The organism is Kitasatospora sp. NPDC018058, from assembly GCF_044327205.1.
Lineage (GTDB): Bacteria > Actinomycetota > Actinomycetes > Streptomycetales > Streptomycetaceae > Kitasatospora.
The window spans coordinates 165,235-187,976 of the sequence record NZ_JBIRFA010000006.1 but is presented as its reverse complement, the minus strand read 5'-3'; the positions used below and the strand labels follow the sequence as shown (position 1 = coordinate 187,976).

Here is a 22,742-nt window from a genome sequence, read left to right as displayed (position 1 = left end):
GCTCTCACTCCTCCCGGGTGGCCGACGACCGGGCGGCCACCATCAGCTGGCCGAGCGCCAGCCCTCCGTCGTTGGGCGGCACCCGGCGGTGCCGCAGTACGGTGAAGCCGTCCTCCCCGAGGCCGCGCGCGCAGGCCGAGGTGAGCAGCGCGTTGGCGAAGACGCCGCCGCTGAGCGCCACCGTGGTGGTGCCGTAGCGGTCCCGGGCGGCCGTGCAGATCCGCCGGACCAGGTCGGCCACCGCGCTGTGGAAGCGCGCTGCGACCAGCCCCGCGGAAGCACCCGCGGTCACGTCCGCCACCACTGCGGCCAGTACCGGCCCGGGGTCGGCGATCCAGCCGTCCTCCCGGGGCAGCAGTCCGAAGCCGTAGCCCGTCGCCGGGCCGAACTCAGCGGCCGCCGCCTCCAGTTCGATCGCCGCCTGGGCCTCGTAGCCGGCTCGGTGGCAGACCCCGGCGAGCGAGGACACCGCATCGAACAGCCGGCCCATGCTGGAGGTCGGCACGCAATGCAGCCCGCGCGCCAACTGTCGCTCCAGCAAGCGGAGTTCCTCCTCCGGGCAGGCTTGAACCGGCGGCAGCCCGGGTGCCCAGGGCAGCCCGGCCGTCCGCAGGTGCGCGAGCGCCGTCCGGTACGGGCGCTCGACGGCCGCGTCCCCGCCCGGCAGCGGCACGTACCCGAGGTGGGCGAGGCGGCGGAAGTCGTCGTAGTCGGCCAGCAGCACCTCGCCGCCCCAGATCGCGCCGTCCTCGCCGTAGCCGGTGCCGTCGAAGGCCACCCCGAGCACCGCCCGCCCGCCGTCCAGACCGTGTTCGGCCATCACCGCGGCGATGTGGGCGTGGTGGTGCTGCACCCGGCGCACCGGCCGGCCGTCGGCGGTCCGCTCGGCGTGCCGGACCGAGCGGTAGCCGGGGTGCCGGTCGGCGACGAGCAGGCCGGGCCGCACCCCGCTGACCATGCCGAGCTGCCCGACCGCGCGGTCGAAGGCGCGCAGCGTGGCCAGGTCGTCCATGTCGCCGATGTGCCCGGACAGCCAGGCGTAGCCGTCGCGGGCCAGCGCGAAGGTGTTCTTCAGGTCGCCGCCGACCGCCAGCACCGGCCGGACGGGCACCGGCAGCGGGAGCGGCAGCGGGGCGTATCCGCGCGAGCGGCGCAGCGGCAGCTGCTCGCCGTCGACCACCCGCACCACGGAGTCCTCGCAGGGCACGTGGATCGGCCGGTCGTGGCCGAGCCAGCCGTCGACGAGCGGGGCGAGCCTGCTCAGCGCCTCCCGGTCGTCGGTGACGATCGGCTCGCCGGAGAGGTTGGCGCTGGTCATCACCAGGAGGTCCGGCCCGGGGGCGGCGAGCAGCAGGTGGTGCAGCGGTGTGTACGGGAGCATCACGCCGAGGTCGGGGCTGCCGGGGGCGACCGCCGGGAGTTCCGCGGCGAACCCACCGGGGCGGCGCAGCAGGACGATCGGCCGTGCCGGTCCGGTGAGCAGTTCCCGCTCGACCGGGCCGACCGGCAGCAGGCCCTCGACGGCGGCGAGGTCCCGGGCCATCAGGGCGAACGGTTTGTCGCCGCGCCGCTTGCGCCGGCGCAGCAGGGCGACGGCTCCGGCGTCGCGCGCGTCGCAGGCGAGGTGGTAGCCGCCGAGGCCCTTGACGGCGAGGACCGCCCCGTCGGCCAGCAGTCGGCGGGCCTCCGTCAGCGCCTCCTCCCCCGCCCGCCCGGCGGTCCCGGGGACGGTCAGTGCGAGACGCGGCCCGCAGGCGTGGCAGGCGACGGGCTGGGCGTGGAAGCGGCGGTCGGCGGGGTCGGCGTACTCCCGGGCGCAGTCCGCGCACATCGGGAAGCCGGCCATGGTGGTGTTGGCGCGGTCGTAGGGCAGGCCGGTCACGATGGTGTGCCGGGGGCCGCAGTTGGTGCAGCTGATGAAGGGGTGCCGGTGGCGCCGGTCGGCGGGGTCGGCGAGTTCGGCCAGGCAGTCGGCGCAGACGGCGACGTCCGGCGGGATCAGGGTGGCGCGGGGGCCGTCGGCGCGGGACGGGACGATGGTGAAGCCGGTGGCGCCGGTGACGGCGAGCGGTGCGTGCTCCACCGCGGTGACCCGGGCGAGCGGCGGCGCGTCGCCGGCCACCCGTCGGCAGAAGGCGTCGAGGGCGTCCCGGTTGCCCTCGATCTCGGCCAGGACGCCCTCGCCGGTGTTGGTGACGCTGCCGGCCAGCCCGAGTTCGCCGGCCAGGGTGAACACGAACGGCCGGAAGCCGACCCCCTGGACGAGTCCGCGGACGGCGACCCGCCACCGCTCGCGGTCGAGCTCCGGGTGACCGGCCGTCACCTGGGCGCCTGCACCGTGTGGTGGTGCCCCCCGTGGGGGTGGGCCGCCATCACCGGCCGGTGCACCTCGGCGCCGTCCAGCACGGACAGGGCCCGCTCCAGCAGCGCCCCCACGCCGTCGCCGGTGCGGGCCGAGGTGTGCACCACCTCCACCCCGGGGTTGACCCGCTGGACGTTCGCCAGGAACGCCGCCCGGTCGAACTCGGCCGCCGCGGCGAGGTCCGCCTTGGTCACCAGCACCAGGTTGGCCAGCCCGAACGCGGTCGGGTACTTGAGCGGCTTGTCCTCGCCCTCGGTCACCGAGGCCAGCACCACCCGCAGCGATTCGCCGAGGTCGTAGGAGGCCGGGCAGACCAGGTTGCCGACGTTCTCCACGAACAGCAGCCGGCAGTCCTGCGGCAGCCAGCCGTCCAGGTGCCCGGCGAGCATCCGCGCCTCCAGGTGGCAGAGCCCGTCGGTGAGCACCTGCTTCACCGGCGCGCCGGAACGGGCCAGCCGCAGCGCGTCGTTCTCGGTGGCCAGGTCGGCGGTCAGCGCGGCGACCGCCACCCCTCGTTGCCGGGCCAGCCCCAACTCGGCCTCCAGCAGGGCGGTTTTGCCGCTGCCGGGACTGGACAGCAGGTTCACCGCCACCGTCCTCCGGGCGGTCAGCGTCGCCCGCAGTTCGCGGGCGGCGTCGTCGTTGCGGGCGAGGACCGCCTGGCGGAGGTCGACCGTCTGGCACATCGCGTCAGCCTTTCTGTTCGGCCCGGACGTCGGGGCGCCGGGGCGTGTCTTGAGGACACGTCCCGGGGCGTGTCCTCAAGACACGCCCTCTAGGCCCACTCGACGTCCAGGATCTGGAGCTCGCGCCCGGACAGCAGCTCGACGCCGCTGCCTCCGGAGCAGTTCGGGCAGCCGAGGTCCGGCGGCATGCCGACGGCCCACTCGACGGCGCAGGGCGCGCACCGGGCTCGCGCCACGACGGGCTCGGTGTCCAGCACCGCACCCTCCACCAGCGTTCCGGCACAGGCCAGTTCGAAGCAGAAGTCGAGCGCCTCGGGGACGACCCCGGCCAACTCGCCCACCTGCAGCCGCACCCGCGTCACCCCGGGGGCCCCGTGCTGGCGCGCGGCCTCGTCCACCTGCTCGACGACGGCGGCGGCGATCGACATCTCGTGCATCGGTCCCTTCCCACGGCGGGCGGCAACGGGCCCCATTACAGGGCGCGGTGGCGGCCACGGCTCGAAGCCGCGCCGCCACCACGCCCGGGGCTGCACCGTTCGCAGCAATCCGGGCCTCACATCCGCGAGATCTTCAGGTACCGCTTGAGGTCCGGCAGGCTCTGCCAGACCAGCGCGCCGATCCCCGCCAGCAGGGCCGCGCAGAACAGCTTCCTCAGCATGGTGTTGTCTCCCTCTCCGGTTGCGTGGCCTCGGTCACGACCCGCAGGACCACGTGGACCGCCTCCTCGACGGCGGCGGCGACGGGCTCGCTCAGCCCGATGCCCTCCTCCAGCGACGCCGGCTCGCAGCCGACCACCAGCACCCGCCCGGGCGGCTCGCCGCCGGTTCCGGCGGCGAGCGTGGCGAGCAGCGCGAGGACGGCGTCCGGCCCCATCCGGTGGCCGTCCAGCACCGGCGCCTCCAGCGGCTCGGCGGCCGCCTCGATGAGGTAGACCGTGCCGGGCGCCCCGCCGCGGCAGGTGGCGTCCACCAGGACGGCGGTCGGGTAGCCGTCGAGTAGCCGGTACGCCAGGTCGACGCCGCGCACGCCGACGTCGACCGTCTCGACGCCGTCCGGCAGGGGGTGGGCGGAGAGCCGTCGGACGGTCTCGACCCCGAACCCGTCGTCGCCGAGGAAGATGTTGCCCACCCCGGCGACCAACACCTTCCCGCCGCTCATGCGCCCGCCTCGCTCCGCTCGCTCACGGCTCCTCCAGTGGGGTGACCTCGTCGGGCTGGAAGTAGCGGAAGCGTCCCTGCGCCCGCCACAGGTCCGCGCCCGGATCGTCCTCCACGGTGACGGCCAGGTGCACCGAGCCGTCGACGTCGTGCAGCACCGCCTCCACGACGCCGGTCCGCCCGTCCAGGAAGAGGTCCTGGGCGTCGGTGCGCCGCCGTCCGGGCCGCAGCAGCACCCGGCTGCCGACGCCGACCGGGTGGCCGTCGACCAGCACCCGGTCCCGCTCGGGATCGACCTGCGGGTCGCTGCCCGGGTCCCACCAGGGCTGCTCCGCGTCGCCCGCGTCGCCGGTGACCTCGCGCAGCCCGCGGATGGCGCCGTGCAGGCGCTCCAGCACCTCGGGCGGCATGGACTCGGCCAGGTCGATCACGGCCCCGGCCCGTTCGTCGGTGCCGCGGGCCTCCCGTTTCTCGTCCTCGGTCAGGGCGGCCGTCCGCAGCGCCAGGATCTCGTCGATCTCGGTGGCGTCGTACAGGGTGCCGAGGCTCTCCGGGGCGACGCGCGGGTGGTCCTCCAGGATGATCGGCGAGGACAGCACCACCTGGTGCTCGCCGTCCGGTCCGGCCAGGACGGGCCAGGTGCGCTCGTTGCGGCACCGCTCGACGGCCGGCCGGGCCCACTCGGGCGGATCGGTGGCCGACAGGAAGCCGCCGCGCTCCAGACCGAGCAGCAGGTGGGTGGAGACCAGGGAGCGCGGCAGCGCCTCCTCGCGGCCGGCCTGCAGGTGCGGCGTCCAGGCGGAGGCGTTCTCCACCACCGCCGTCAGGCGCTGCGCCCGGTACGGTCCGGGCAGCTCCTCGGCCCTCAACCGCACCAGGCCGTCGACCTGTTCGCGCCGCCGCACCAGCCGTCCGACGGCGGTGCCCTGCTCGTGCAGCAGCTCCGTCCCGCCGACGCCGGGCAGCCGGAACCCCCGCTGCACTCCTTCGCCGCTCAACTCATCGACCGGCAGAAGGAGTTCGACCCTCTCCTCGACGCCCTCGTCCCATTCGACGAGCACCTGGTCGGCCAGCTCCAACCGTTCCACGGGCTCGAACCCGCCGGTGGCGGTAACCCGTTCGACGGTTCGCCGTTGAACGCGTAGGAAGCGCAGCTCGACCGCCAGCCGGTCGCCCGGGCGCGCCTCCATCACGCACTCGGTGCGCTGGTGGGAGTGCTCGCCGCCCTGCGCGGTGTACTCGGGCGGCACCAGGACGCCGAACTGCCAGCGCAGCCGGTTCTTGGCCGCCGACGCGCGGTACGGGTAGAGCACGTAGCCCTCCAGCAGCACCGCGTCGGCGATCTGCCGGGCGGCCGCGAAGGCGCGCTCGATCCCGTCGGGGAGGCCGCTCACCGAACGCCCCCGTCGATCGCCGCCGCCGCGAGCAGTTCGCGCAGCGTCGCCTCCCAGGAGGGCAGGGCCCGCCGGGAGCGGTAGGTCAGCAGGTCGTCCATCACGTCGTCCGGCAGGCGCAGCCAGCCGCAGCCGGGGAAGTGCTGGTCGATCGCCTCCCGCCAGACCCGCACCGGCATCCGCACCCGGGCCTCCTTGTCCCAAGGCACGGGGGTGACCTGGAAGCCGCCGGGGCCGGCGAAGGCGGTGCCGGAGAAGAGCAGCAGCATCGGCACTTCGCCGCCGTCCAGCGCCCGGAAGTAGCGGGCGGAGGCCACTTCCAGGTCGTAGCTGCACGGCACCGCCAGGTCGGCCTCCGTCTCCCCGGTGAAGCCGGGCACCAGCAGCGGCACGGTGGCGAACTGGATCGGGTTGAGCGTGGACGCCCAGCGCTCCCGTTCGCCGAACAGGTCGGTCAGCCGCTCGCCCTCGGCGGCGGCGTACGACCGGCGGCCCGGTTCGATCCGCAGCTGGCACTGGAGGGCGAGGGCGTGCACCCGGGTGTCGGCCGGAGCCGTGACCCGCAGCCGGAACACCAGGGTCGGCGCGGCCGCGTACGGGTCGGACCGCACGCCGGTGCAGGTGAAGCCGAGCGCGCTCATGCGCCCACCTCGCTGCGCTCGGCGAGCGCTTCGCACAACGCGCACCTTCCGACGGTTCGCTCACTTCGTTCGCTCATACGCCCACCTCGCTGCGCTCGGCGAGCGCTTCGCACAACGCGCACCTTCCAATGGTTCGCTCACTTCGTTCGCTCACGCCGTCACCTCCGCGCGCAGCGGGCGGGCCCGGGCGGCCAACCGCTCGAAGAAGGCGTCGAGTTCGGCCCGCGCCTCGGCCCCGCCGTCGAAGCCGTGCCAGCACCGCCGCAGCCGGCCGACCAGCTCGTAGCAGACGTCGATCGGCACCAGGAAACATGCGACGTTCCGGTCGGTGCGGCGCAGCAGCAGCGCCTCCACGTCCGGTTCCAGGGCGGCGGCCAGCCGGCTGGCGCCGAGGGCGCGTTCCCAGGCCTGGTCGTCCACCTCGCTCTCGGTGGCGCCGGCCGGCCCGGGGTAGAAGGCGAGCAGCCGGTCCAGGACGGCGTTGCGGAACAGGAACGCGGTGCCGACCGGGATCCCGAGCACCGACCAGGCCCGTTCGTCCAACTCGCCGTCCGGGTCGAGGAGATAGCGGTCCGGCACGGTGCGGAAGCGACCGCCGGCCGCGCCCGGCCGCTGGAACAGCAGGCCGCAGGCGGTGCAGGTGCAGGCCAGGGCGCGTTCCTCTACGTCCACCAGGTGGCGGTGGCCGACGGGCAGGTCCCGGCCGCAGAACCCGCACTGCTCGGGCCGCGGCGGCGCCGGCTCGCGCAGCCGGCGCAGCACGGCGATCCCGTCGCGGGAGACCCTGCGGGTGTTCATCGGGCCTCCACGGACTGCGGCGGGCGGGTGCCGATCTGGAGCAGCTGCGGGGCGCGTTCCAGCTCCAGGGCCGTCACCTCGGGCACGTGGCAGGCGAGTGCCGCCTCGACGTCCTGCTCCCCGCAGCCGCAGCCGGAGGCGGTCCGGCGCAGCCGCAGGGTGCCGGTGTCCGGTTCGAAGCCGAGCACCTCGATCCGCTCGGGCAGGTTGGCGAGCGCCCGGTCGATCCGGGCGGTCACGTCCTCGGGGTGCAGGTCGTGCAGGAGCAGCAGCCCGGCCACCGCGGGGTCGTCGAGCATCCGTTCCAGAGCGGGCGGGGGCACGAGCGGGACGAGCCTGGCCAGGCCCTCGCCGTAGAACTCCATGAGGTCGCGGACGAGTTGCTCGCCCGCCCGCTCGGCGCCGCTGCCGGCCAGGGCGTCCAGGGCCTCCTGGATCCGCAGCCCGGTCTGTTCGGCCGTCATGCGCTGAGCCCGCTCAGGCCGGTGGGCACGTGCATGGTCTGCAGGGTGCGCCCGCCGACGTACATGTGCACGCCGCAGGGCAGGCAGGGGTCGAAGCTGCGCACCGCGCGCATGATGTCGATGCCCTTGAAGTTCTCCGGGGAGTTCTCCTCGAAGATCGGCGTGTTCTGTACCGCGTCCTCGTACGGGCCGGGCGTGCCGTAGCTGTCGCGGACGCTGGCGTTCCACGGGGTGGGCGGGTACGGGTGGTAGTTGGCGATCTTGCCGTCGCGGATCACCATGTGGTGCGAGAGCACGCCGCGCACGGCCTCGGTGAAGCCGCAGCCGATCGACTCGTCCGGCACCTCGAAGCGCTCCCAGGTCTGGCTGCGCCCGGCGCGGACCTCGTCGAGCGCCTTCTCGGCGAAGTGCAGGGCGGCGGCGGCCGCGTAGGCCTGGAAGTAGGTGCGGGCCCGGTTGCGCTCGATGGCGTTGCTCCACTGCGGGATCTTCCACTCGAAGGTGACCTCGGGCTTGGTCATCGAGCGGGGCAGGTTGATCCGGACGCTGTGGCCGGTGGCCTTGACGTAGCCGATGTCGACCAGCCCGGACAGGGCGGTGGACCACAGCCGCGCGAGCGGGCCGCCGCCGGTGTCGAGGGCGAGGTGGTCCTTGCCGTCGAACCAGCGCGGGGACATCACCCAGCTGTACTTGTCGTCGAAGTTGCGCTTCTGCGGCTGCGGGATGGTGTGCTGGTTCCACGGGTGCCGGGGGTCGACCGGGTTGCCCAGCGGGTCGTGGGTGACGAAGAGCTCCTTGCCCTGCCAGTCCTCGTAGTAGGAGCTGCCGAGCAGGATCCGGATGCCGAGGTTGATCTGCGTCAGGTCGTTGGTGACGAGCTTGCCGTCGACGATGACACCGGGGGTGACGAACATCCTGCGGCCCCAGTCCGTCATGTTGCGGTACGTGAAGTCGCAGTGGTCCGGGTCGTTGAGGCTGCCCCAGCAGCCGAGCAGGACCCTCCGTCTGCCGACCTCCTCGTAGCCGGGCAGGGCCTGGTAGAAGAAGTCGAAGAGGTCGTCGTGCAGCGGCACGACCTTCTTCATGAACTCGACGTAGCGCATCAGCCGGGTCAGGTAGTCGGTGAACAGCTGCACCGTCGCGACCGTGCCGACGCCGCCCGGGTAGAGCGTGGAGGGGTGCACGTGGCGCCCCTCCATCAGGCAGAACATCTCCCGGGTGTAGCGGCTGACCTGGAGCGCCTCGCGGTAGAACTCGCCCTCGATCGGGTTGAGCGAGCGCATGATGTCGGCGATCGTCTTGTAGCCGTGGTCGCCGGCGTGCGGGGCCTCGGTGCGCTCGGCCAGTTCCAGGACGCCCGGATTGGTCTCGCGGACCATCTTCTCGCAGTAGTCGACCCCGACCAGGTTCTCCTGGAAGATGTTGTGGTCGAACATGTACTCGGCGGCCTCGCCGAGGTTGATGATCCACTCGCCCAGGTGCGGGGGCTTCACGCCGTACGCCATGTTCTGGGTGTAGACCGAACAGGTGGCGTGGTTGTCGCCGCAGATCCCGCAGATCCGACTGGTGATGAAGTGCGCGTCGCGCGGGTCCTTGCCGCGCATGAAGACGCTGTAGCCACGGAAGACGGACGAGGTGCTGTAGCACTCCGCGACCTTCTTCTGTTTGAAGTCGATCTTCGTGTGGATACCCAGGCTGCCCACGATCCGGGTGATCGGGTCCCAGGACATCTCCGTCAGGCCGCTGCCGTCGCCGGCCGCCCTGGTCGTCGGTGTTGCCATCGTGTCTGCGTGTCCTTGTCTACGGGGTCTACGAGCGGGGCGGAGGTCGACGGGGCCGCACGCCGGTCGGCGTGCGGCCCTCCCCTGTCACCAGGGCGGGCGGTAGCCCGTGGTCAGGTGGCGGCCGGTGCGGCGCCACTTCGGTTCCCTGTCGACGGTCTTCTGGGTGATCGCGCGCAGCCGCCGGATCAGCGATCCGTACGCGGTACTGGCGCCGCTGGAGACCCGCGAGCCGGGCGGCGGGTCCATGAAGGGCATGAACTTGTCCGGGAAGCCCGGCATGGTGCAGGCGATGCAGATGCCGCCCACGTTCGGGCAGCCGCCGATACCGTTGGTCCAGCCGCGCTTGGCGACGTTGCACTTGACGACCGGGCCCCAGCAGCCGAGCCGCACCAGGCACTCGGGCGTGCCGTAGTCGGTGGCGAACTGGCCCTGTTCGTAGTAGCCGCCGCGGTCGCAGCCCTCGTGCACGGTGGCACCGAACAGCCAGGCGGGCCGCAGCTTGTCGTCGAGCGGGATCATCGGCGCGGAGCCGGCCAGCTGGTACAGCAGGTAGGTGAGCGTCTCGGCGAAGTTGTCGGGCTGGATCGGGCAGCCCGGCACGCAGACGATCGGCAGCCCGGCCTTGGACTTCCACTTCCAGCCGAGGTAGTCCGGCACGCCCATCGCGCCGGTCGGGTTGCCGGCCATCGCGTGGATGCCGCCGTACGTGGCGCAGGTGCCGATCGCCACCACTGCGGTCGCCTTGGGGGCGAGCCGGTCCAGCCACTCACTGGTGGTGATGGGCTGGCCGGTGACGGGATCGTCGCCGAAGCCGCACCAGTAGCCCTCCTTCTTGATCTTCTCGTTGGGGATGGACCCCTCGACGACCAGGACGAACGGTTCGATCTCGCCGCGGTCGGCTTTGAAGAACCACTCGACGAAGTTGTCCGCGCCCTGGACCGGGCCGCACTCGAAGTCGATCAGCGGCCAGTGCACCGCGACCTTCGGCAGGCCGGGCAGCGCGCCGGTGACGATCTCCTCGATGCTCGGCTGCATCGCGGCGGTCAGTGAGACGGAGTCGCCGTCGCAGCTGAGGCCGGCGTTGATCCAGAGAACGTGCACCACGTCGGTGTCGGTTGTTGCAGCACCCATGAGGATGCCTCCTCGGGGATGGGAGCCGGACGAAATGGCTCAACGACAAGTCATAGCAACGGTTCGGATCGGACGCCGGTCCGGAGAGCCGAAGGGGTCGCCCGCAGGACGCAAGCGGGCGCGGCCGTTCGGGTCACATCCGCGCGACGGACCCTGCGGGCGCTGGGCGCTTGCGCACGAACGCGGACCGCAGCGCGTGGTACGGCGATTCGGGGGTGAAGAACTGCCGGTGCATCACCGCGAGCTCCTCCTCCCGGTACTCCGCCAGCGGCTTGGCCCGCTCGTCGGCCTCGCGGGCGGCCTTCTTCGCCGCGATCCGGCGCTGCGTGGCGGGCGAGGCGGCGAGCAGCCCGGCCAGGCGGGCCGCGCTCGGCCCGAACTCCTGCGGCCCGCAGCCGAGCACCCGGTCGACCAGGCCGATCCGCTCGGCGGCCGCCGCGGACACCGGCAGCGCCTGACGGGTCAGCCGTTCGGCCTCCGCCGCGCCCACCCGGCGCGGGAGGGTGTACGTCCAGTACTCCGAGCCGTACAGCCCCATCAGCCGGTAGTGCGGGTTGAGGACGGAGCCGCCGCGGCACCACACCTCATCCGCGGCCAGGGCCAGCATCACCCCGCCGGCCGCCGCGTTCCCCGCGACGGCGGCGACCACCAGCCGGTCGGTGGTGGTGAGCACCTCGGCGACCAGGTCGTCCATCGCGGTGATGTTGGCCCAGGACTCGGCGGCCCGGTCCGGCGCCGCCTCGATGACGTTGAGGTGGATGCCGTTGGAGAAGAAGTCCCGGCCGCCGCCGAGCACCAGCACCGAGGTCGGGCGGGCGAGGGCGGAGCGGTACGCCTCCCGCAGCCGCCGGCAGTGGTCGGTGGACATCGCCCCGCCCGGGAACGAGAAGCGCAGGAAGCCCACCGGGCCGTCCTCGCGGTAGCGGATGTCCGACCACGCGGGGTTGTCCTGCCCGCCCGGCATCAGCGGCGCCGCCACCTCCGGGACCGGCGGCAGCAGGGCGCCGAGCGCCGTCACCGCGGGGAGCTTGAAGGTCGCGGGCCCCCCGGGTGTGCGGCGGCGGCGGAGTTCGGGGATCCACACTGCGCCGTCCGAGGTGGCCCGGCACACGGCGCCGGCACGGGTCGCCAGCAGCTCACCCGGACCGCCGCGCAGCACCGGCTCGCGGTGCCCGCCGTGCAGGTACCACTCGCCGCCGCACAGCGCGTCGAGCACCCCGGGCTGGGAGTCCGCCGCGCGGAGCCTGCGCAGTACCGCCTCGGTGGAGTCGCCCGCCCAGTCGATCCGGCGCTCCTCCTGCCGCAGGAAGGGCCCGGTGCGCACCGCCTCCCGCCAGCCGGGGCCGTGCTGCGGCTGCGGCGCGTAGCTGCCCGAGGCGACCCGCTCCACGGCGAGCAGCGCGGCCGCCACGGCCGCGTCGGCGACCTCGTTGCGGTACAGGTCGCTCTTGCCGCGCTCGGGCAGCCGGCAGGGCGCCCAGGCCCAGATCGGCCCCGCGTCCATCTCCGCCTCGGCCTGGAGCACCGTGACGCCCCACTCGGCTCGGCCGTCCTGGATCGCCCGGTCGAGGGAGGACGGGCCGCGGTCGCCCGGTGGGCCGGGATGGACGATCAGACAGGTGAGCTCCGACCAGACTTCCCGCGGGATCGCCGTGCGGAGCATCGGGGCGAGCACCAGGTCCGGCCGCAGGCGGCCCACCGACGCCCTCACCTCGTCGTCATCACCGGCCAGTTGGATGTCCACGGTGTGCCGCCGGTCGCGCAGTTCGGCGTACAGCCGCTGGCTGAGGCTGTTGAACGCGCTGGCGAGGAGCAGGATCCGCATGTCCGCCTCCGACGGTGTGGGCCTCCGGGAACCCGGCGATCATGACCCCGGCCCCACCCGGCCCCCGGCCCGTCCGGCCCGCCGCGCCGCCCGTTCACCCGGGCGGCGGGGAGTCAGGGCGACGGGGCGGCGGCCGGATCAGATCCGGCGCCGACGGTTGTCGAGCAGCAGCACGGTGAGGGCCGCGGTGGCGACCCCCTCGGCCCAGGCGGCGAGCGTCTTGTCACCGAACCAGACCGGCTCGTGCATGTTCGGCAGCGGCCCGAGGGCGCCGACGTCCACGTAGCGGTAGAGCAGCAGCGCGCCGAGCCCGGAGGCGGCGACCGCCCAGGCGAAGAGGTCGCCGGCCCGGTGCCGCCAAAAAAGCACGAGGACCACCGCGAGGCTCGCGGCGGCCGCCTCGGCGCGGAACAGGGTGCCCTGGGTGATGGAGTCACCGACGGCGTCGTACTGGTCGGCGAGCCGGGCGTGGACGGCCGCGTCCACGGCGAGTCCGGCGGCGGCCAGCAGGCGCAGGACGAGGTGGGTGAGCCTTCGGCCGCGTCGACCGGCGTGTTCCAGGATGGCCACGGCGGGTCAGCCGACCGTGAGGGTGGCGTGCATGAACGGGTGGATGGTGCGGATGTACGGGTGGGGCCGGGGGCTGGTCACGTGGGGGCTCCGTTCGGGAAGGGGACACTGACCCGAGCACGTAGTCGAGGATCGCGGCGGGCAGGGCCCCCACGGCCAGGCCAACGCCCCCGAACGGCCGTCCGTTTCATCCCCACGGGTGACACCGGAGGCGAGGACTCGCCCCGGGCAGGGTCGGCCCGCTCGCGCTGTGCGAAGGGGTTGTGGAGATTCCGACCCCACGCGGTGCCCGTCAGCGCACCGGGTAGGCGCCCCTCAGGTGCGCCGGTCCGCCCCGGGTCGGCCCGTAGCGATCGCAGGAGGCCGATCGATGCAGATGTCCACTGTCCGCCCGGTGCCCGTCACGTTCCCCGACAGCGCGCTGCCCGACGTCCCGGTCGACGCGGAACTCCGTTTCGACACCAGCCTCCCGTACGCGGCCTGCCTGGCGTTCCCGCTGACTCCGTGCCGGTGCACCGGCGACGGCGCCCAGGTGTGCTGGTACTTCAGCCGTGAACTGCTGAACGAAGGCCGCCACGAACCCGTCGGCAGCGGCGACGTGAAGGTCCGTCCGGGCCCGGACGGCGAGGTCCTCATCACCCTGCGGGGGCCCACCGGCACCGCGGCCGTGCTCAGCGCCCCGGGGGACGTCGTCACCGCGTTCCTCTCCGACTCCTTCGACCTGGTGCCCGCGGGATCGGAGTCCGACCACCTCGACGTCGACGCCGCCGTCACCCGCCTCCTCGCCGACGACTGACCCGGACACGCACGCCGTTCCGTAGAATCCACAGGCAGATCCCGCCGTACCCGCTCGCCCGCAGGAGGCCCTGTTGACGCCCGATCCCGGGCCCGGTGTGCTCACCCACCTGGAGTCCCTGCTCAGCGAAGCCCCGGCCGACCGGAGCGGGGCGCTGTGGCGACTCGTCGAGGAGGGGCGCCAGCTGGACGCCAACATCATCCGCCTGCCGCCGAACGCCGAGGTCGCCGAGCACGTGGAGCCGGACCTCGACGTGCTCGTCCAGATCCTCGGCGGAAGCGGCCACCTGGACACGGACAACGGCCGGCAGACCCTCGCCCCGGGATGCACGGCCTGGCTGCCGCACGGCGCCCGGCAGGCCCTCTCCGCGGACGCGGAGGGCCTCCTCTACCTCACCGTCCACCGCCGCCGCCCCGGCCTCGCCATCCGCCCCGCTCCCGTTTCGTAGCGTGCCGGGGACGGGCGGCGAGGTGCCCTGGGCGGGCGGAGGATCGGGGGCGGGCTGCTTCGCCGCAGGTCGCGGCTGTGCTGCTCGGCATGCGAATACTGCTGGTCGAGGACGACGACCTGCGGTGCGCCGCCGTCGCGTCGGGCCCCGGGGCGGCGATGGCCCCGGCCCGGGGCCCGATCAGGGTTCCCCAGCGCGATCAGAGCTGAATCAGAGCTGAATCGGCGTCGGACCAGAGCCGGATCAGCCGTCGTTCTCCGCGGACGGCAGATACGCGCCGGGCACGTCGTTCGGTGCGAGGATCTCGCTCTCACCCGGGTACGGGGTGGTCCAGTCGTGCGTCTGGTACCAGGTCAGGTGGTTCATCTGCGCCGGGTTCGCGCGGTCCGGCGCGGCGTTCGGGCCGGTCAGGTGCTGCTTGGACTTCCAGGCGTCCCACTGGTCCGCGACGACACGCTCCGCGGCCGGCGGCGCGGTGGTCACCGGGGCGGCCTCCGCGCGGCGGTCCTGCTGCCCGGGCACGTCGAGGCCGCACGAGGGCGGTGTCTTCAGGCCGTCGGTCAGCGGGGTCCGGTTGGGCACCGCGGTGAACGGCGCGAAGTCCGGCTTGTCGGTGAAGGCCGTGGCCATCGGGGTGGCCGCGCTGTCCTTCTGGTTCATCGGGTGGATCCCGAGGATCTGTTCGATGGTGCGGACCATCGTGATCTGCGAGTAGTAGCGGCTGTCGACGGCCCCGTGCTGTGCCCAGGGGCTGATGATCTGGATCGGGGCGCGGTGGCCGTCCACGTGGTCGAGACCGGCCTGGGAGTCGTCCTCGACGACGAAGACCGCCGAGTCCTTCCAGTACTCGCTGTGCGAGATCTCGTCCACGATCCTGCCGACCGCCAGGTCGTTGTCGGCGACCTGCGCGGCCGGGCCGGCCGGACCACCGGTGTGGTCGCTGGACAGCCACAGCATGTTGAGGTTCGCCGGGCCGTTCTGCTCGAAGTCCTGCTTCCAGATCTGGAACCGGTACTGGTCCGGCACGTCCAGATCGAACTTCGGGAAGCCGGGCACCGACACGCTGTTGAGCGAGGGGATCGGCGAGGAGGAGTTGAGGGGGTAGGCGGTGTCCTGCCCGGTCGCGTCCATGGTCTTCGCGTCGCAGTACAGGTTCTGCCAGTTCGCGCCGTCGGGCTTGGTCAGGAACTGGTGGAACTCACCGAAGTCCCGCACGTCCTGGCCGGCCGCCTGCGCGCCCGTCCACAGGAAGCCCGACCGCTGGTGGCCCAGGCCGTCGTCCTCGGTGTCGTAGCTGCGCTCGTACTCGCCGGCCGAGGACTCGGTGTACTCCGGGTTGTCGGCCTGCATCAGCCAGTTGTGGCCCTCGGCGGAGTTGGTGCCGATGTCGTAGGTGTTGTCGTAGAGCCCGAACTGCTCGGCCAGCGCGTGTTGGTTCGGCGTCACGTTCACGCCGAACTGGGCCAGCTTCGGGTCGCCGTTGCCCTTCGACAGATCGCCGAAGAGCTGGTCGTAGGTCCGGTTCTCCTTGACGATCAGGAAGACGTGCTTGATCGTCGAGGGGTCGCCGATCCGTGCCGGCACCGGCACCGGCTTCGCCTTGTGCTGGCCGGCGGTCTGCACCGCGCCGTTGGTCCAGCCGTTCTGCCGGAAGACCTTGGCGGTCTGGGAGCGGATCTCCCGGTCGCCGGGCAGCGTGAACCGGGTCAGGCTGGAGGTGGTGTCGTGGGTGTTGTGCGCGCCGGTGCTGTTGGGCCGGCGCGCGTCGATGCCACGGGTGTTGGAGACGACCACCGTCGAGCCGACGGTGGTGATCTCCGTCGGGAAGTAGTCCGTGGGCAGCAGGCCGACGTAGCCGACCGGCTCCTGCGCACCGCTGTAGCGGTACACGGCCACCGCGTTGGCGCGGCCGAGGGTGACCAGCAGGCGCCCGTCGTCGGTGAGCGTCACCGCGTCGGGCTCGTAGCCCACCGAGGCCTCCGGCCACGGCTTGGTGGAGATGCTCTGCACGACCTTGTCCTGCGCGGTGTCGATGACCGACACCTCGTCGCTCCCGGTGTCGGTGACGAACAGCGCGCCGTTCTTGGCGTACAGCGTCGTCGGGTGCAGGCCGACGTCGATGGAGCCGACGGCGGCGGCCGGGTCCCCGAGGTCGATCACGCTGACGGTGCCCGTGGTCGTGGCGCCGGTGTCCGGGTCGGCCACCACCGGCGTGCCGTAGGAGTTGATCGTGTCGTCGTCGGAGCCGGCCGGGCGCCCGCCCTCGTTGCCGACGTACAGCTTCCGGCCGACCTGCGCGATGCCGCGCGGTGCGTTGCCGACCGTCCAGCTGTGCTCGATCGCGCCGGTCGCCGCGTTGATCGCGACCACCCGGTTCTGCCCGTTGACCGCCGCGTACACCGTCGAGCCGTCGGCGGAGAACACGGCACCCGACGCCAGCGCGTGCTTGGCGCCGTCGGCCGGAATCGCCACCTTCACCGGGTTGGCCAGGGAGCCATCGGCGTTCACGGTGAACTTGGTGTAGCCGTCCAGCTGGCCCAGCCACAGCTGCGAGCCGTCCGGCGAGTACACCGGGGCCTCCTGGCCGACCGTGCCGTCGGTCAGGTGCAGGTCGTCCGTCTTGGCCTTGCCGACGCGCTGCTGCACCCGGCCGGTCTTCAGATCGACCACGACCAGCGAGGCGTCGCCGTCGGCGATCGACGCGGCCAGGTGACCGCCGTCCGGGCTGACCCGGGAGGCCATGATCTTGCCGTTGTCGATGACGAGCCGGTCGCCGTACGGGGCGATGTACTGGTCGCTGGAGATGACCTGGCCGTCGGCGGTGACCTCGCCGACCCGGTCCGTGCCGAACTGGTGGGTGGTCGCGAAAGCCGTGCCCGTGGCCACGGCCACCGCCGTGATGCACGCCGTGGCGAGAGTGGCACGGCGGCCCGCACGCCGACCGGGAAGGACGAAGAAGTGATCCTTCCGGAAGCGTCGACGACGCGTTACCTGCATGGCGTCAGCCCTTCGTTGAGGTCGTTGAGTTCGTTGTGGAGGAGAGCAGCTCGACCTGACCGTCGAACTGCCACAGCGGGTTCGGCGCGTCCCCGGTCGGGGTGTGCACCAGGAAGTAGCCGTTCACTTCCTTGGGCCCGTCGCCGTCGGCCGTCAGCCGACCGTCCGGGGCCACGTCGAGTTGGTAGACCGCCGTCCCCGGCGCGGCCGTACCGGGCAGGTGCCAGGTCACGACGCAGCGCCAGTCGTTGCCCGGCCCCTCCGGGTCGACCTGGCCGTCACCCCGCTCGCACGCCGCCGTGACCCGTAACTGCGCCTCCGTGACGGCGGGGCGGTGCAGCTGGTCGGTCTGCAGCCGGTACAGGTGCGCGAACACGGTCGCGACCGACTGCTGCACCTTCCCCTGCGAGATCCCCGAGCCCGTCGAGGGCGCGGCCACCGCGACCGCCCCGACGGTCAGCGCGAGCAGCCCGGCCAGCGGCAGCACCCCGAAGGCGAGCGCGCGGCGACCCGTGCCGTCCTCGCTGCCGTTGGTGAAGTCCCGCCGTACGAAGAGCCGGTAGGCCGACGCGGTCGCCACCACGGCCCACACCAGGCTCACCGCGACGGCGATCAGCAGCTCGTCGAGCTGCGCGGGGTCGGCGAAGAGCCCGTTCCAGGAGACGAAGGCATAGCCGGGCAGCGCGAGGCGCAGCGCCACCGGCAGCGACAGCAGCTGCGCGAGCTGCATCGCGACCGCCGCCAACGCGGGTACCAGCAGCCCGGTCGGCGAGCGTCCCAGGATGACGGAGCCGAGCAGGCCGATCGCCGCCAGCGCCAGGGTCGGCGCCAACACACATACCCAGGCCAGCAGCACGCTCCCGGCCGCGTCCGCCGGGGACAGCGGGTGTCCGTCGACGCCGACCAGCGGCTGGTTCCCGACTGCCGCCAGCCCGCCCACCGTGCTCGCGGCCACCAACCCGGCCACCAGCAGCACGATCACGGTGGCGCTCGCCAGTGCCTTCGCCGCGAAGATCCGCCGCGGCGAGCGGACCGCCACCAGCAGGTGCCGCCAGGTGCCGAGCCGGTCCTCGGCGGCGAACACGTCGCCCGCGACCACGGAGGTCAGCAGGGGCAGCGCCCACGAGCCGGAGAAGCCCAGCACCACCAGCGGGCCGGCCCAGCCGGTGGCGTGCATCCAGCGGCCGAACAGGGTGTCGGACGGCAGGGTCCCCTGCTGGGCCACCGCGGCCGTGAAGAGCCCCGGCAGGGTCCAGCAGGCCAGCATCAGCAGCCGGATCCGCCACTGGGAGACGAGCTTGACCACCTCGAAGCGGTAGACCCGGCTCACCGGTACCAGGCGCGCCCCGGGTGCGGCGTCGGTACCGGCCATCGTGTCCTCGGCCATGGCCCTGCTCACGCTCGGCCCTCCTGCTGCTGATCGGTCAGAGCGAGGAACGCGGCCTCCAACGGCGGCACCACGGGGACGACTTCGCGCACCCGCACGCCCGCGTGCACCAGTTCGGCCACGAGGTCCTCGACGGCCGGCGCCGAGGCGCGCACGACCAGAGCCTGGCCCCGAGCCCCGGCGTCGACGACCCGCACCCCCGCGGCCTCGGCGGCCACCCGCCGGGCGGCCGCCGAATCGGAGGTGAGCAGCCGGTGGTCGAGCTCGCGGGTCTCGGCCGCCAACTTCTCCAGCGGGCCGGAGAAACGGACGCGCCCGGTCGCGAGGATCGTGACCTCGTCGCACAGCGCCTGGAGGTCGTCCATGCGGTGGCTGGACAGCACGACGGTCACCCCGCCGTCCGCGAGCCGCCGCAACGCCCGGTGCACATGCTGCTTGCCGGCCGGGTCCAGACCGTTGGAAGGCTCGTCGAGCACCAGCAGCCGGGGGTTCGTGAGCAGCGCCGCGGCCAGCCCGAGCCGCTGCCGCATGCCCAGCGAGAACCCCCGCACCCGGTCGTCGGCGACCTCGGTCAGCCCGACCTCGGCCAGCACCTCGTCGATCCGCCCCGGCCGCGGGTCGGGCCCGCTCAGCGCGGCCAGCGCGGCCAGGTTCCTACGGGCGGTCAGCGAGGGGTACAGCCCGGGCCCGTCCACGAATCCGGCCACCCCTGGCGGTGCCGCCAGGGCCCGCCCGACCGGTCTGCCCAGCACGGCCAACTCGCCGCCGTCGGCGACGGCCAGCCCGAGCAGCAGCCCGAGCAGGGTCGTCTTCCCGGCACCGTTCGGCCCGGCCAGCCCGTGGATCCGCCCGGGCGCCAGGTCCAGCCCGACCCCGTCGAGCGCCACGACGTCACCGAAGTACTTGGTCAATCCACGTGCCCGTACGGCAGGTTGCGTGTCGTCCATAGCCCCATCTCACAGTCCCCCAGGGAACGTAGGGCGTTGACGAAGCGCAGTCAGGAGCGCGCGGTTGAACGCCGATGAAACAGCAGACGGCCTCCTCCCCCGACGGCGGGCCCGGGCCCGGGCCCGTCGACCGGCCGGCCGCAGAGCGCGACGGCTCCGGCTCAGGGGTCCGCGGCGAATGGACTGGGTGTCGGGTCAGTAGTAGTGGCGGCGTCCACCGACGGCGTGCCCGAGGGCTCCGGCGAACCACAGGACGAGGCCGACGAGGAGCAGGATGACGCCGATGGTCCACAGGATCGGAATCCCGATGACGAAACCCACGATGAGCAGGATGACGCCGAGCGCGATCACGATGTCCTCCCTGGGGGTGACGGTGACGGTTGACGGGAGGGATCGGCTGCGGCGCGCTCGGCGCCGGAGCCGCCCCTGGGCGGCGGAGCCATCACTCCTCCGGCCGGTCCCATGAGCCGCGTCTACCGCCCCACGGGCCCGGTAAACCCCTGACCGGCCCCCGAAAGTCATCCGGCCGAGGGGACGGGATCGCCGGTGAACAGGGCGCGGCGTCCCTCTCGCCTGTTCATGCCCGTCGACCGCTCCTCAGCGGCGGTGGCGGCCCCTGCGCCGACGGGCGGCCGGGGCCACGCCCGGCGCCGGGAGGAACAGCCGGGCCACCTCGCGGCCGAGGTTCACGCCGATGGCGAGGGCCATCGCCGTGGCCGTGGCGCGCCCGAGGCCGCTGAGCCCCGTCTCGGGTTCGCCCCGGACGAAGGCGACCAGCCCGAAGTACAGCAGTGACCCGGGCAGCAGCGGCCCCAGCGCGGCGGTGACGAACGGCAGCGCGGAGCTTCCCCGGTACCGGGCCATGAGCTGGCCGGACAGGCCCACCAGCACCGCGGCGAGGCCGGTGGCCATGATGGGCTCCCCACCGGCGTCGACCAGCACGGCGTACGTCGTCCAGCCCGCCCCGCTGTTGACCAGGACGCCCGGCAGCGTACCCGGCTCGGTGTTGAGCAGCACCGCGAAGGTCAGGGCGAGCAGGATCGCCGCCGCCAGCTGGAGCGGCGGGTTCGACGACGACGCCGGAACGCCCTGGGCCGCCAGGTCGGCGCCGTTGTTGACGCCGACGTAGAGCACGGTCATCACCCCGACGACCACGCCCGCCATCAGGTACAGCACTTCCAGCAGCCGCGCGGCGGCGGTGAGGTAGAAGCCCGCGAGGCCGTCCTGCACCGCCGCCACCATGGGCCATCCGGGCAGGAGCGCGTACAGCCCCCCGATGATCACCACCGACCCGCGCAGGTGCAGCTGGTTGAAGGACATCAGGATGCCGACCACCGCGGCCGGGGTCGCGGCCGTCGCGATCCGGTAGAAATTCGGCAGGTCATGGCGACCGACCAGCGCCGACAGCCGGTCGCCCGCCATGGCTGTGACGACGGCGCTGACGAACACCAGCCAGGCCCGGGCGTCGGCCCGGCCGCCGACCAGCATCGCCGCGGCGCCGGCCAGCAGGCCGGAGGAGAGGACCAGCGCCCAGGCGGGGTAGCGGCGGCAGTGTCGGCGAACCGCCCTCAGCCGGTGGTGGGCGTCGTTCACGCGGAGTCCGCCGACGGTGATCTCGGTGACCAGCCGGAAGACCGCCGCCAGCCGCGCATAGTCCCCGGCGGGGTGGTGCACGGACCTCTCGGCCGTCACCGGCGGCCCGCCGCGGCCCTGCTGGTAGGAGATCGCCACCCGGGTGAAGGTGACCTGGGGGTCGCAGGGCCGGGCCCGGTAGGTCCGCGCGACGGCGAGCATGGCCGCCTCGACGTCCTCCGCGGCCTCGCCGCAGGCCAGCATCAGCTCACCCACCAGCAGTACCAGGTCCAGGACGGCGGCCACCTCGGCGGGCCCCGGCTCGTCCACGCCGGTCACCGCGCGGTCACCGGCCAGCGGACGGGCAGTGGTCGGGGTGCGCAGCAACGGCAGCATCAGGTCGGGCCAGTGGGCTGCTGCGTCCCTGTCGGCGCGCTCGCTCGGCGCCCCGGACGCGCCGGTGTCCTGGCGGGGCGCCGTCGGCCTTCCGGGCGGCCGCCCAGGGGCAGGGCCGGCCTCCTGGGCCTCACCGGGCTGTCCCTGCGGCGGCACGCGTCGGCCGGCCGAGCCCTCCGCCTCGGCCCACACACCGAACCGCTCGTGTTCCGGCATCATCGCTCCCCGCACCACCCCCACACCGCTACTCTTAGCACCCGCTTGACTACCCGGAGCCATCGATTCGTGAACGTCGCGCCCGGAGTGCGGCGGATTGTTCACGCCCGGCGTCCGGGTATGGCCGGTCGCCAGGCGTCGGGCGTCGGGCGCTGGGGGCTGGGAGCTGGACGCCGGGCGCTGAGGGCTGGGCGCCGATGGGATCACCTGAAAACCGGCCCAGGCGGTGGGTGGGCCCGGCGGCCGACCGGCGTCCGCGGGTCTCAGACGGGCAGCTCCCGGGTGAGCCGGTAGTGCCGCGGGTCGGCGATGCCGTGCAGGTCCTCGGCGGTGAGCGAGCGGTCGTCGCCGCCCAGGAGCTGAAGGCGCCGCAGTTCGCGCACCGGACGCAGCCCGAAGGAGGTCGCCAGCTCCAGGTCGAGCCGGCCCTCCGTACGGGTGAACGACCAGCGGCCGGTGACCTTGCCCTGCAGACCTGCCCTCAGGTGGGTGCCCGTCAGATGGCCGCCCTCGACGGAGTCGTCCGGTACCGCGGTGTCCGCCGAGGGGGCGAGTTCCAGCTCCAGGGACTCCCCGTACTGGGCGTCGCTCTCGATCACCCAGCGGCCGGGCGCCACCACCGCGCCGCCCGCCCGGTCCCACCCGGGGCCGTCACCGGGCCGCGCGTCGGTGGGACGGGTGCCCAGCAGCCGGTGGACCGCAGCGTCCACCTCCCGGGCGTCGCTGCCGGGCGACAGCCGCTCCACCGGCCCCTCCCCGGGCGACAGGGCCGTCCCGTCGAGCGGCCAGACCAGGCACGGCTTGTCGAACGAGTCCGCGTACCGGCGCTGCTCCCGGACGTGGGGGTCGTCGGCCGCGTCCCTGGACCAGAGGAGCAGGAACAGGTCACAGGCGCCCAACTCCTGCAGCACCGGTTCGGCCGGCAGGCCGTCGGAGAGGTCGCGCGACTCGTCCACGGCGGTCCGTACGCCCCCGGCGCGCAGCCGGGCGTCCAACGTGGCGGCCAGGTCGCCGTCCGCGGGCGCGTGGGCGAGGAAGACCCCGGGACGCACCGCCCGTTCCGGGCCGTCGTGCCCGTCACCGTGTGTCAGGTCGGGTGCCGTGCCGCGTTCCTCGCCGTACTCGTCGCGCTCGTCGTCGGGCTTGTCGTGGTGCTCGTCGTGGGGCATGG

General features: G+C 73.4%; 21 protein-coding genes. 2 read left to right on the top strand and 19 right to left on the bottom strand.

Annotated features, from left to right (window positions below; genetic code table 11):
* Window positions 1-4 precede the first annotated feature (4 nt).
* From hypF to ACH4E7_RS10745, 13 genes are all read right to left on the bottom strand, one after another.
* The gene (hypF, locus tag ACH4E7_RS10805; protein ID WP_396248683.1) at window positions 5-2,323 is read right to left on the bottom strand and encodes a carbamoyltransferase HypF; all 2,319 of its coding nucleotides are present in this window, start codon (window positions 2,321-2,323) and stop codon (window positions 5-7) included.
* Window positions 2,320-3,048: a hydrogenase nickel incorporation protein HypB gene (gene hypB / locus ACH4E7_RS10800; RefSeq protein ID WP_396248682.1), complete on the bottom strand. Its 729-nt coding sequence runs from the start codon at window positions 3,046-3,048 to the stop codon at window positions 2,320-2,322. The genes hypF and hypB overlap by 4 nt, the downstream gene beginning before the upstream one ends.
* A gap of 89 nt (window positions 3,049-3,137) precedes the next feature.
* On the bottom strand, window positions 3,138-3,485 hold the full coding sequence (hypA, locus tag ACH4E7_RS10795; RefSeq protein ID WP_396248681.1) for a hydrogenase maturation nickel metallochaperone HypA: 348 nt from the start codon (window positions 3,483-3,485) through the stop codon (window positions 3,138-3,140).
* 116 nt (window positions 3,486-3,601) lie between these two features.
* The gene (locus ACH4E7_RS10790; protein WP_387933688.1) at window positions 3,602-3,706 is read right to left on the bottom strand and encodes a DUF6893 family small protein; all 105 of its coding nucleotides are present in this window, start codon (window positions 3,704-3,706) and stop codon (window positions 3,602-3,604) included.
* Complete coding sequence (locus tag ACH4E7_RS10785; RefSeq protein WP_396248680.1) at window positions 3,700-4,206, bottom strand: hydrogenase maturation protease; 507 nt, start codon at window positions 4,204-4,206, stop codon at window positions 3,700-3,702. Before ACH4E7_RS10785 ends, ACH4E7_RS10790 begins: the two co-directional genes overlap by 7 nt.
* A 22-nt stretch (window positions 4,207-4,228) precedes the next feature.
* Complete coding sequence (locus ACH4E7_RS10780) at window positions 4,229-5,599, bottom strand: hypothetical protein (RefSeq protein ID WP_396248679.1); 1,371 nt, start codon at window positions 5,597-5,599, stop codon at window positions 4,229-4,231.
* Window positions 5,596-6,240: a DUF6084 family protein gene (locus ACH4E7_RS10775; RefSeq protein ID WP_396248678.1), complete on the bottom strand. Its 645-nt coding sequence runs from the start codon at window positions 6,238-6,240 to the stop codon at window positions 5,596-5,598. Before ACH4E7_RS10775 ends, ACH4E7_RS10780 begins: the two co-directional genes overlap by 4 nt.
* A 150-nt stretch (window positions 6,241-6,390) precedes the next feature.
* The gene (locus ACH4E7_RS10770; protein ID WP_396248677.1) at window positions 6,391-7,038 is read right to left on the bottom strand and encodes a DUF5947 family protein; all 648 of its coding nucleotides are present in this window, start codon (window positions 7,036-7,038) and stop codon (window positions 6,391-6,393) included.
* Window positions 7,035-7,502, bottom strand: coding sequence for a thioredoxin (locus tag ACH4E7_RS10765; RefSeq protein ID WP_396248676.1), 468 nt, complete (start codon window positions 7,500-7,502; stop codon window positions 7,035-7,037). The genes ACH4E7_RS10770 and ACH4E7_RS10765 overlap by 4 nt, the downstream gene beginning before the upstream one ends.
* On the bottom strand, window positions 7,499-9,283 hold the full coding sequence (locus tag ACH4E7_RS10760) for a nickel-dependent hydrogenase large subunit (RefSeq protein ID WP_396248675.1): 1,785 nt from the start codon (window positions 9,281-9,283) through the stop codon (window positions 7,499-7,501). Before ACH4E7_RS10760 ends, ACH4E7_RS10765 begins: the two co-directional genes overlap by 4 nt.
* 87 nt (window positions 9,284-9,370) lie before the next feature.
* Window positions 9,371-10,417, bottom strand: coding sequence for a hydrogenase expression protein HypE (locus ACH4E7_RS10755; protein ID WP_396248674.1), 1,047 nt, complete (start codon window positions 10,415-10,417; stop codon window positions 9,371-9,373).
* A 133-nt stretch (window positions 10,418-10,550) separates the two neighbouring features.
* On the bottom strand, window positions 10,551-12,242 hold the full coding sequence (locus ACH4E7_RS10750) for an enoyl-CoA hydratase-related protein (protein WP_396248673.1): 1,692 nt from the start codon (window positions 12,240-12,242) through the stop codon (window positions 10,551-10,553).
* 138 nt (window positions 12,243-12,380) lie between these two features.
* Complete coding sequence (locus ACH4E7_RS10745) at window positions 12,381-12,812, bottom strand: hypothetical protein (RefSeq protein WP_396248672.1); 432 nt, start codon at window positions 12,810-12,812, stop codon at window positions 12,381-12,383.
* A 370-nt stretch (window positions 12,813-13,182) separates the two neighbouring features.
* On the opposite strand from ACH4E7_RS10745, the gene ACH4E7_RS10740 reads away from it, so the two are divergent.
* Window positions 13,183-13,608, top strand: coding sequence for an SsgA family sporulation/cell division regulator (locus ACH4E7_RS10740; protein ID WP_396248671.1), 426 nt, complete (start codon window positions 13,183-13,185; stop codon window positions 13,606-13,608).
* A gap of 73 nt (window positions 13,609-13,681) precedes the next feature.
* Window positions 13,682-14,056 carry a cupin domain-containing protein gene (locus ACH4E7_RS10735; RefSeq protein WP_396248670.1) on the top strand — a complete coding sequence of 125 codons (375 nt, stop codon included), beginning with the start codon at window positions 13,682-13,684 and terminating at the stop codon, window positions 14,054-14,056.
* 243 nt (window positions 14,057-14,299) lie between these two features.
* Here the strand turns inward: ACH4E7_RS10735 and ACH4E7_RS10730 are convergent, their stop codons facing one another.
* From ACH4E7_RS10730 to ACH4E7_RS10705, 6 genes are all read right to left on the bottom strand, one after another.
* A complete protein-coding gene (locus ACH4E7_RS10730; RefSeq protein ID WP_396248669.1) occupies window positions 14,300-17,053 on the bottom strand; it encodes an alkaline phosphatase family protein in 2,754 nt (917 codons plus the stop codon).
* A gap of 4 nt (window positions 17,054-17,057) precedes the next feature.
* Window positions 17,058-18,440 (bottom strand): ABC transporter permease, encoded by a 1,383-nt coding sequence (locus tag ACH4E7_RS10725; protein WP_396248814.1) that lies wholly within the window; start codon window positions 18,438-18,440, stop codon window positions 17,058-17,060.
* An 8-nt stretch (window positions 18,441-18,448) separates the two neighbouring features.
* Window positions 18,449-19,387 carry an ABC transporter ATP-binding protein gene (locus ACH4E7_RS10720; RefSeq protein ID WP_396248668.1) on the bottom strand — a complete coding sequence of 313 codons (939 nt, stop codon included), beginning with the start codon at window positions 19,385-19,387 and terminating at the stop codon, window positions 18,449-18,451.
* Window positions 19,388-19,582: 195 nt separating this feature from the next.
* On the bottom strand, window positions 19,583-19,738 hold the full coding sequence (locus ACH4E7_RS10715) for a DUF6131 family protein (RefSeq protein WP_396248667.1): 156 nt from the start codon (window positions 19,736-19,738) through the stop codon (window positions 19,583-19,585).
* A 246-nt stretch (window positions 19,739-19,984) separates the two neighbouring features.
* The gene (locus tag ACH4E7_RS10710) at window positions 19,985-21,574 is read right to left on the bottom strand and encodes a threonine/serine exporter ThrE family protein (protein WP_396248666.1); all 1,590 of its coding nucleotides are present in this window, start codon (window positions 21,572-21,574) and stop codon (window positions 19,985-19,987) included.
* A gap of 260 nt (window positions 21,575-21,834) precedes the next feature.
* Window positions 21,835-22,740 (bottom strand): toll/interleukin-1 receptor domain-containing protein, encoded by a 906-nt coding sequence (locus ACH4E7_RS10705; protein WP_396248665.1) that lies wholly within the window; start codon window positions 22,738-22,740, stop codon window positions 21,835-21,837.
* Window positions 22,741-22,742 lie beyond the last annotated feature (2 nt).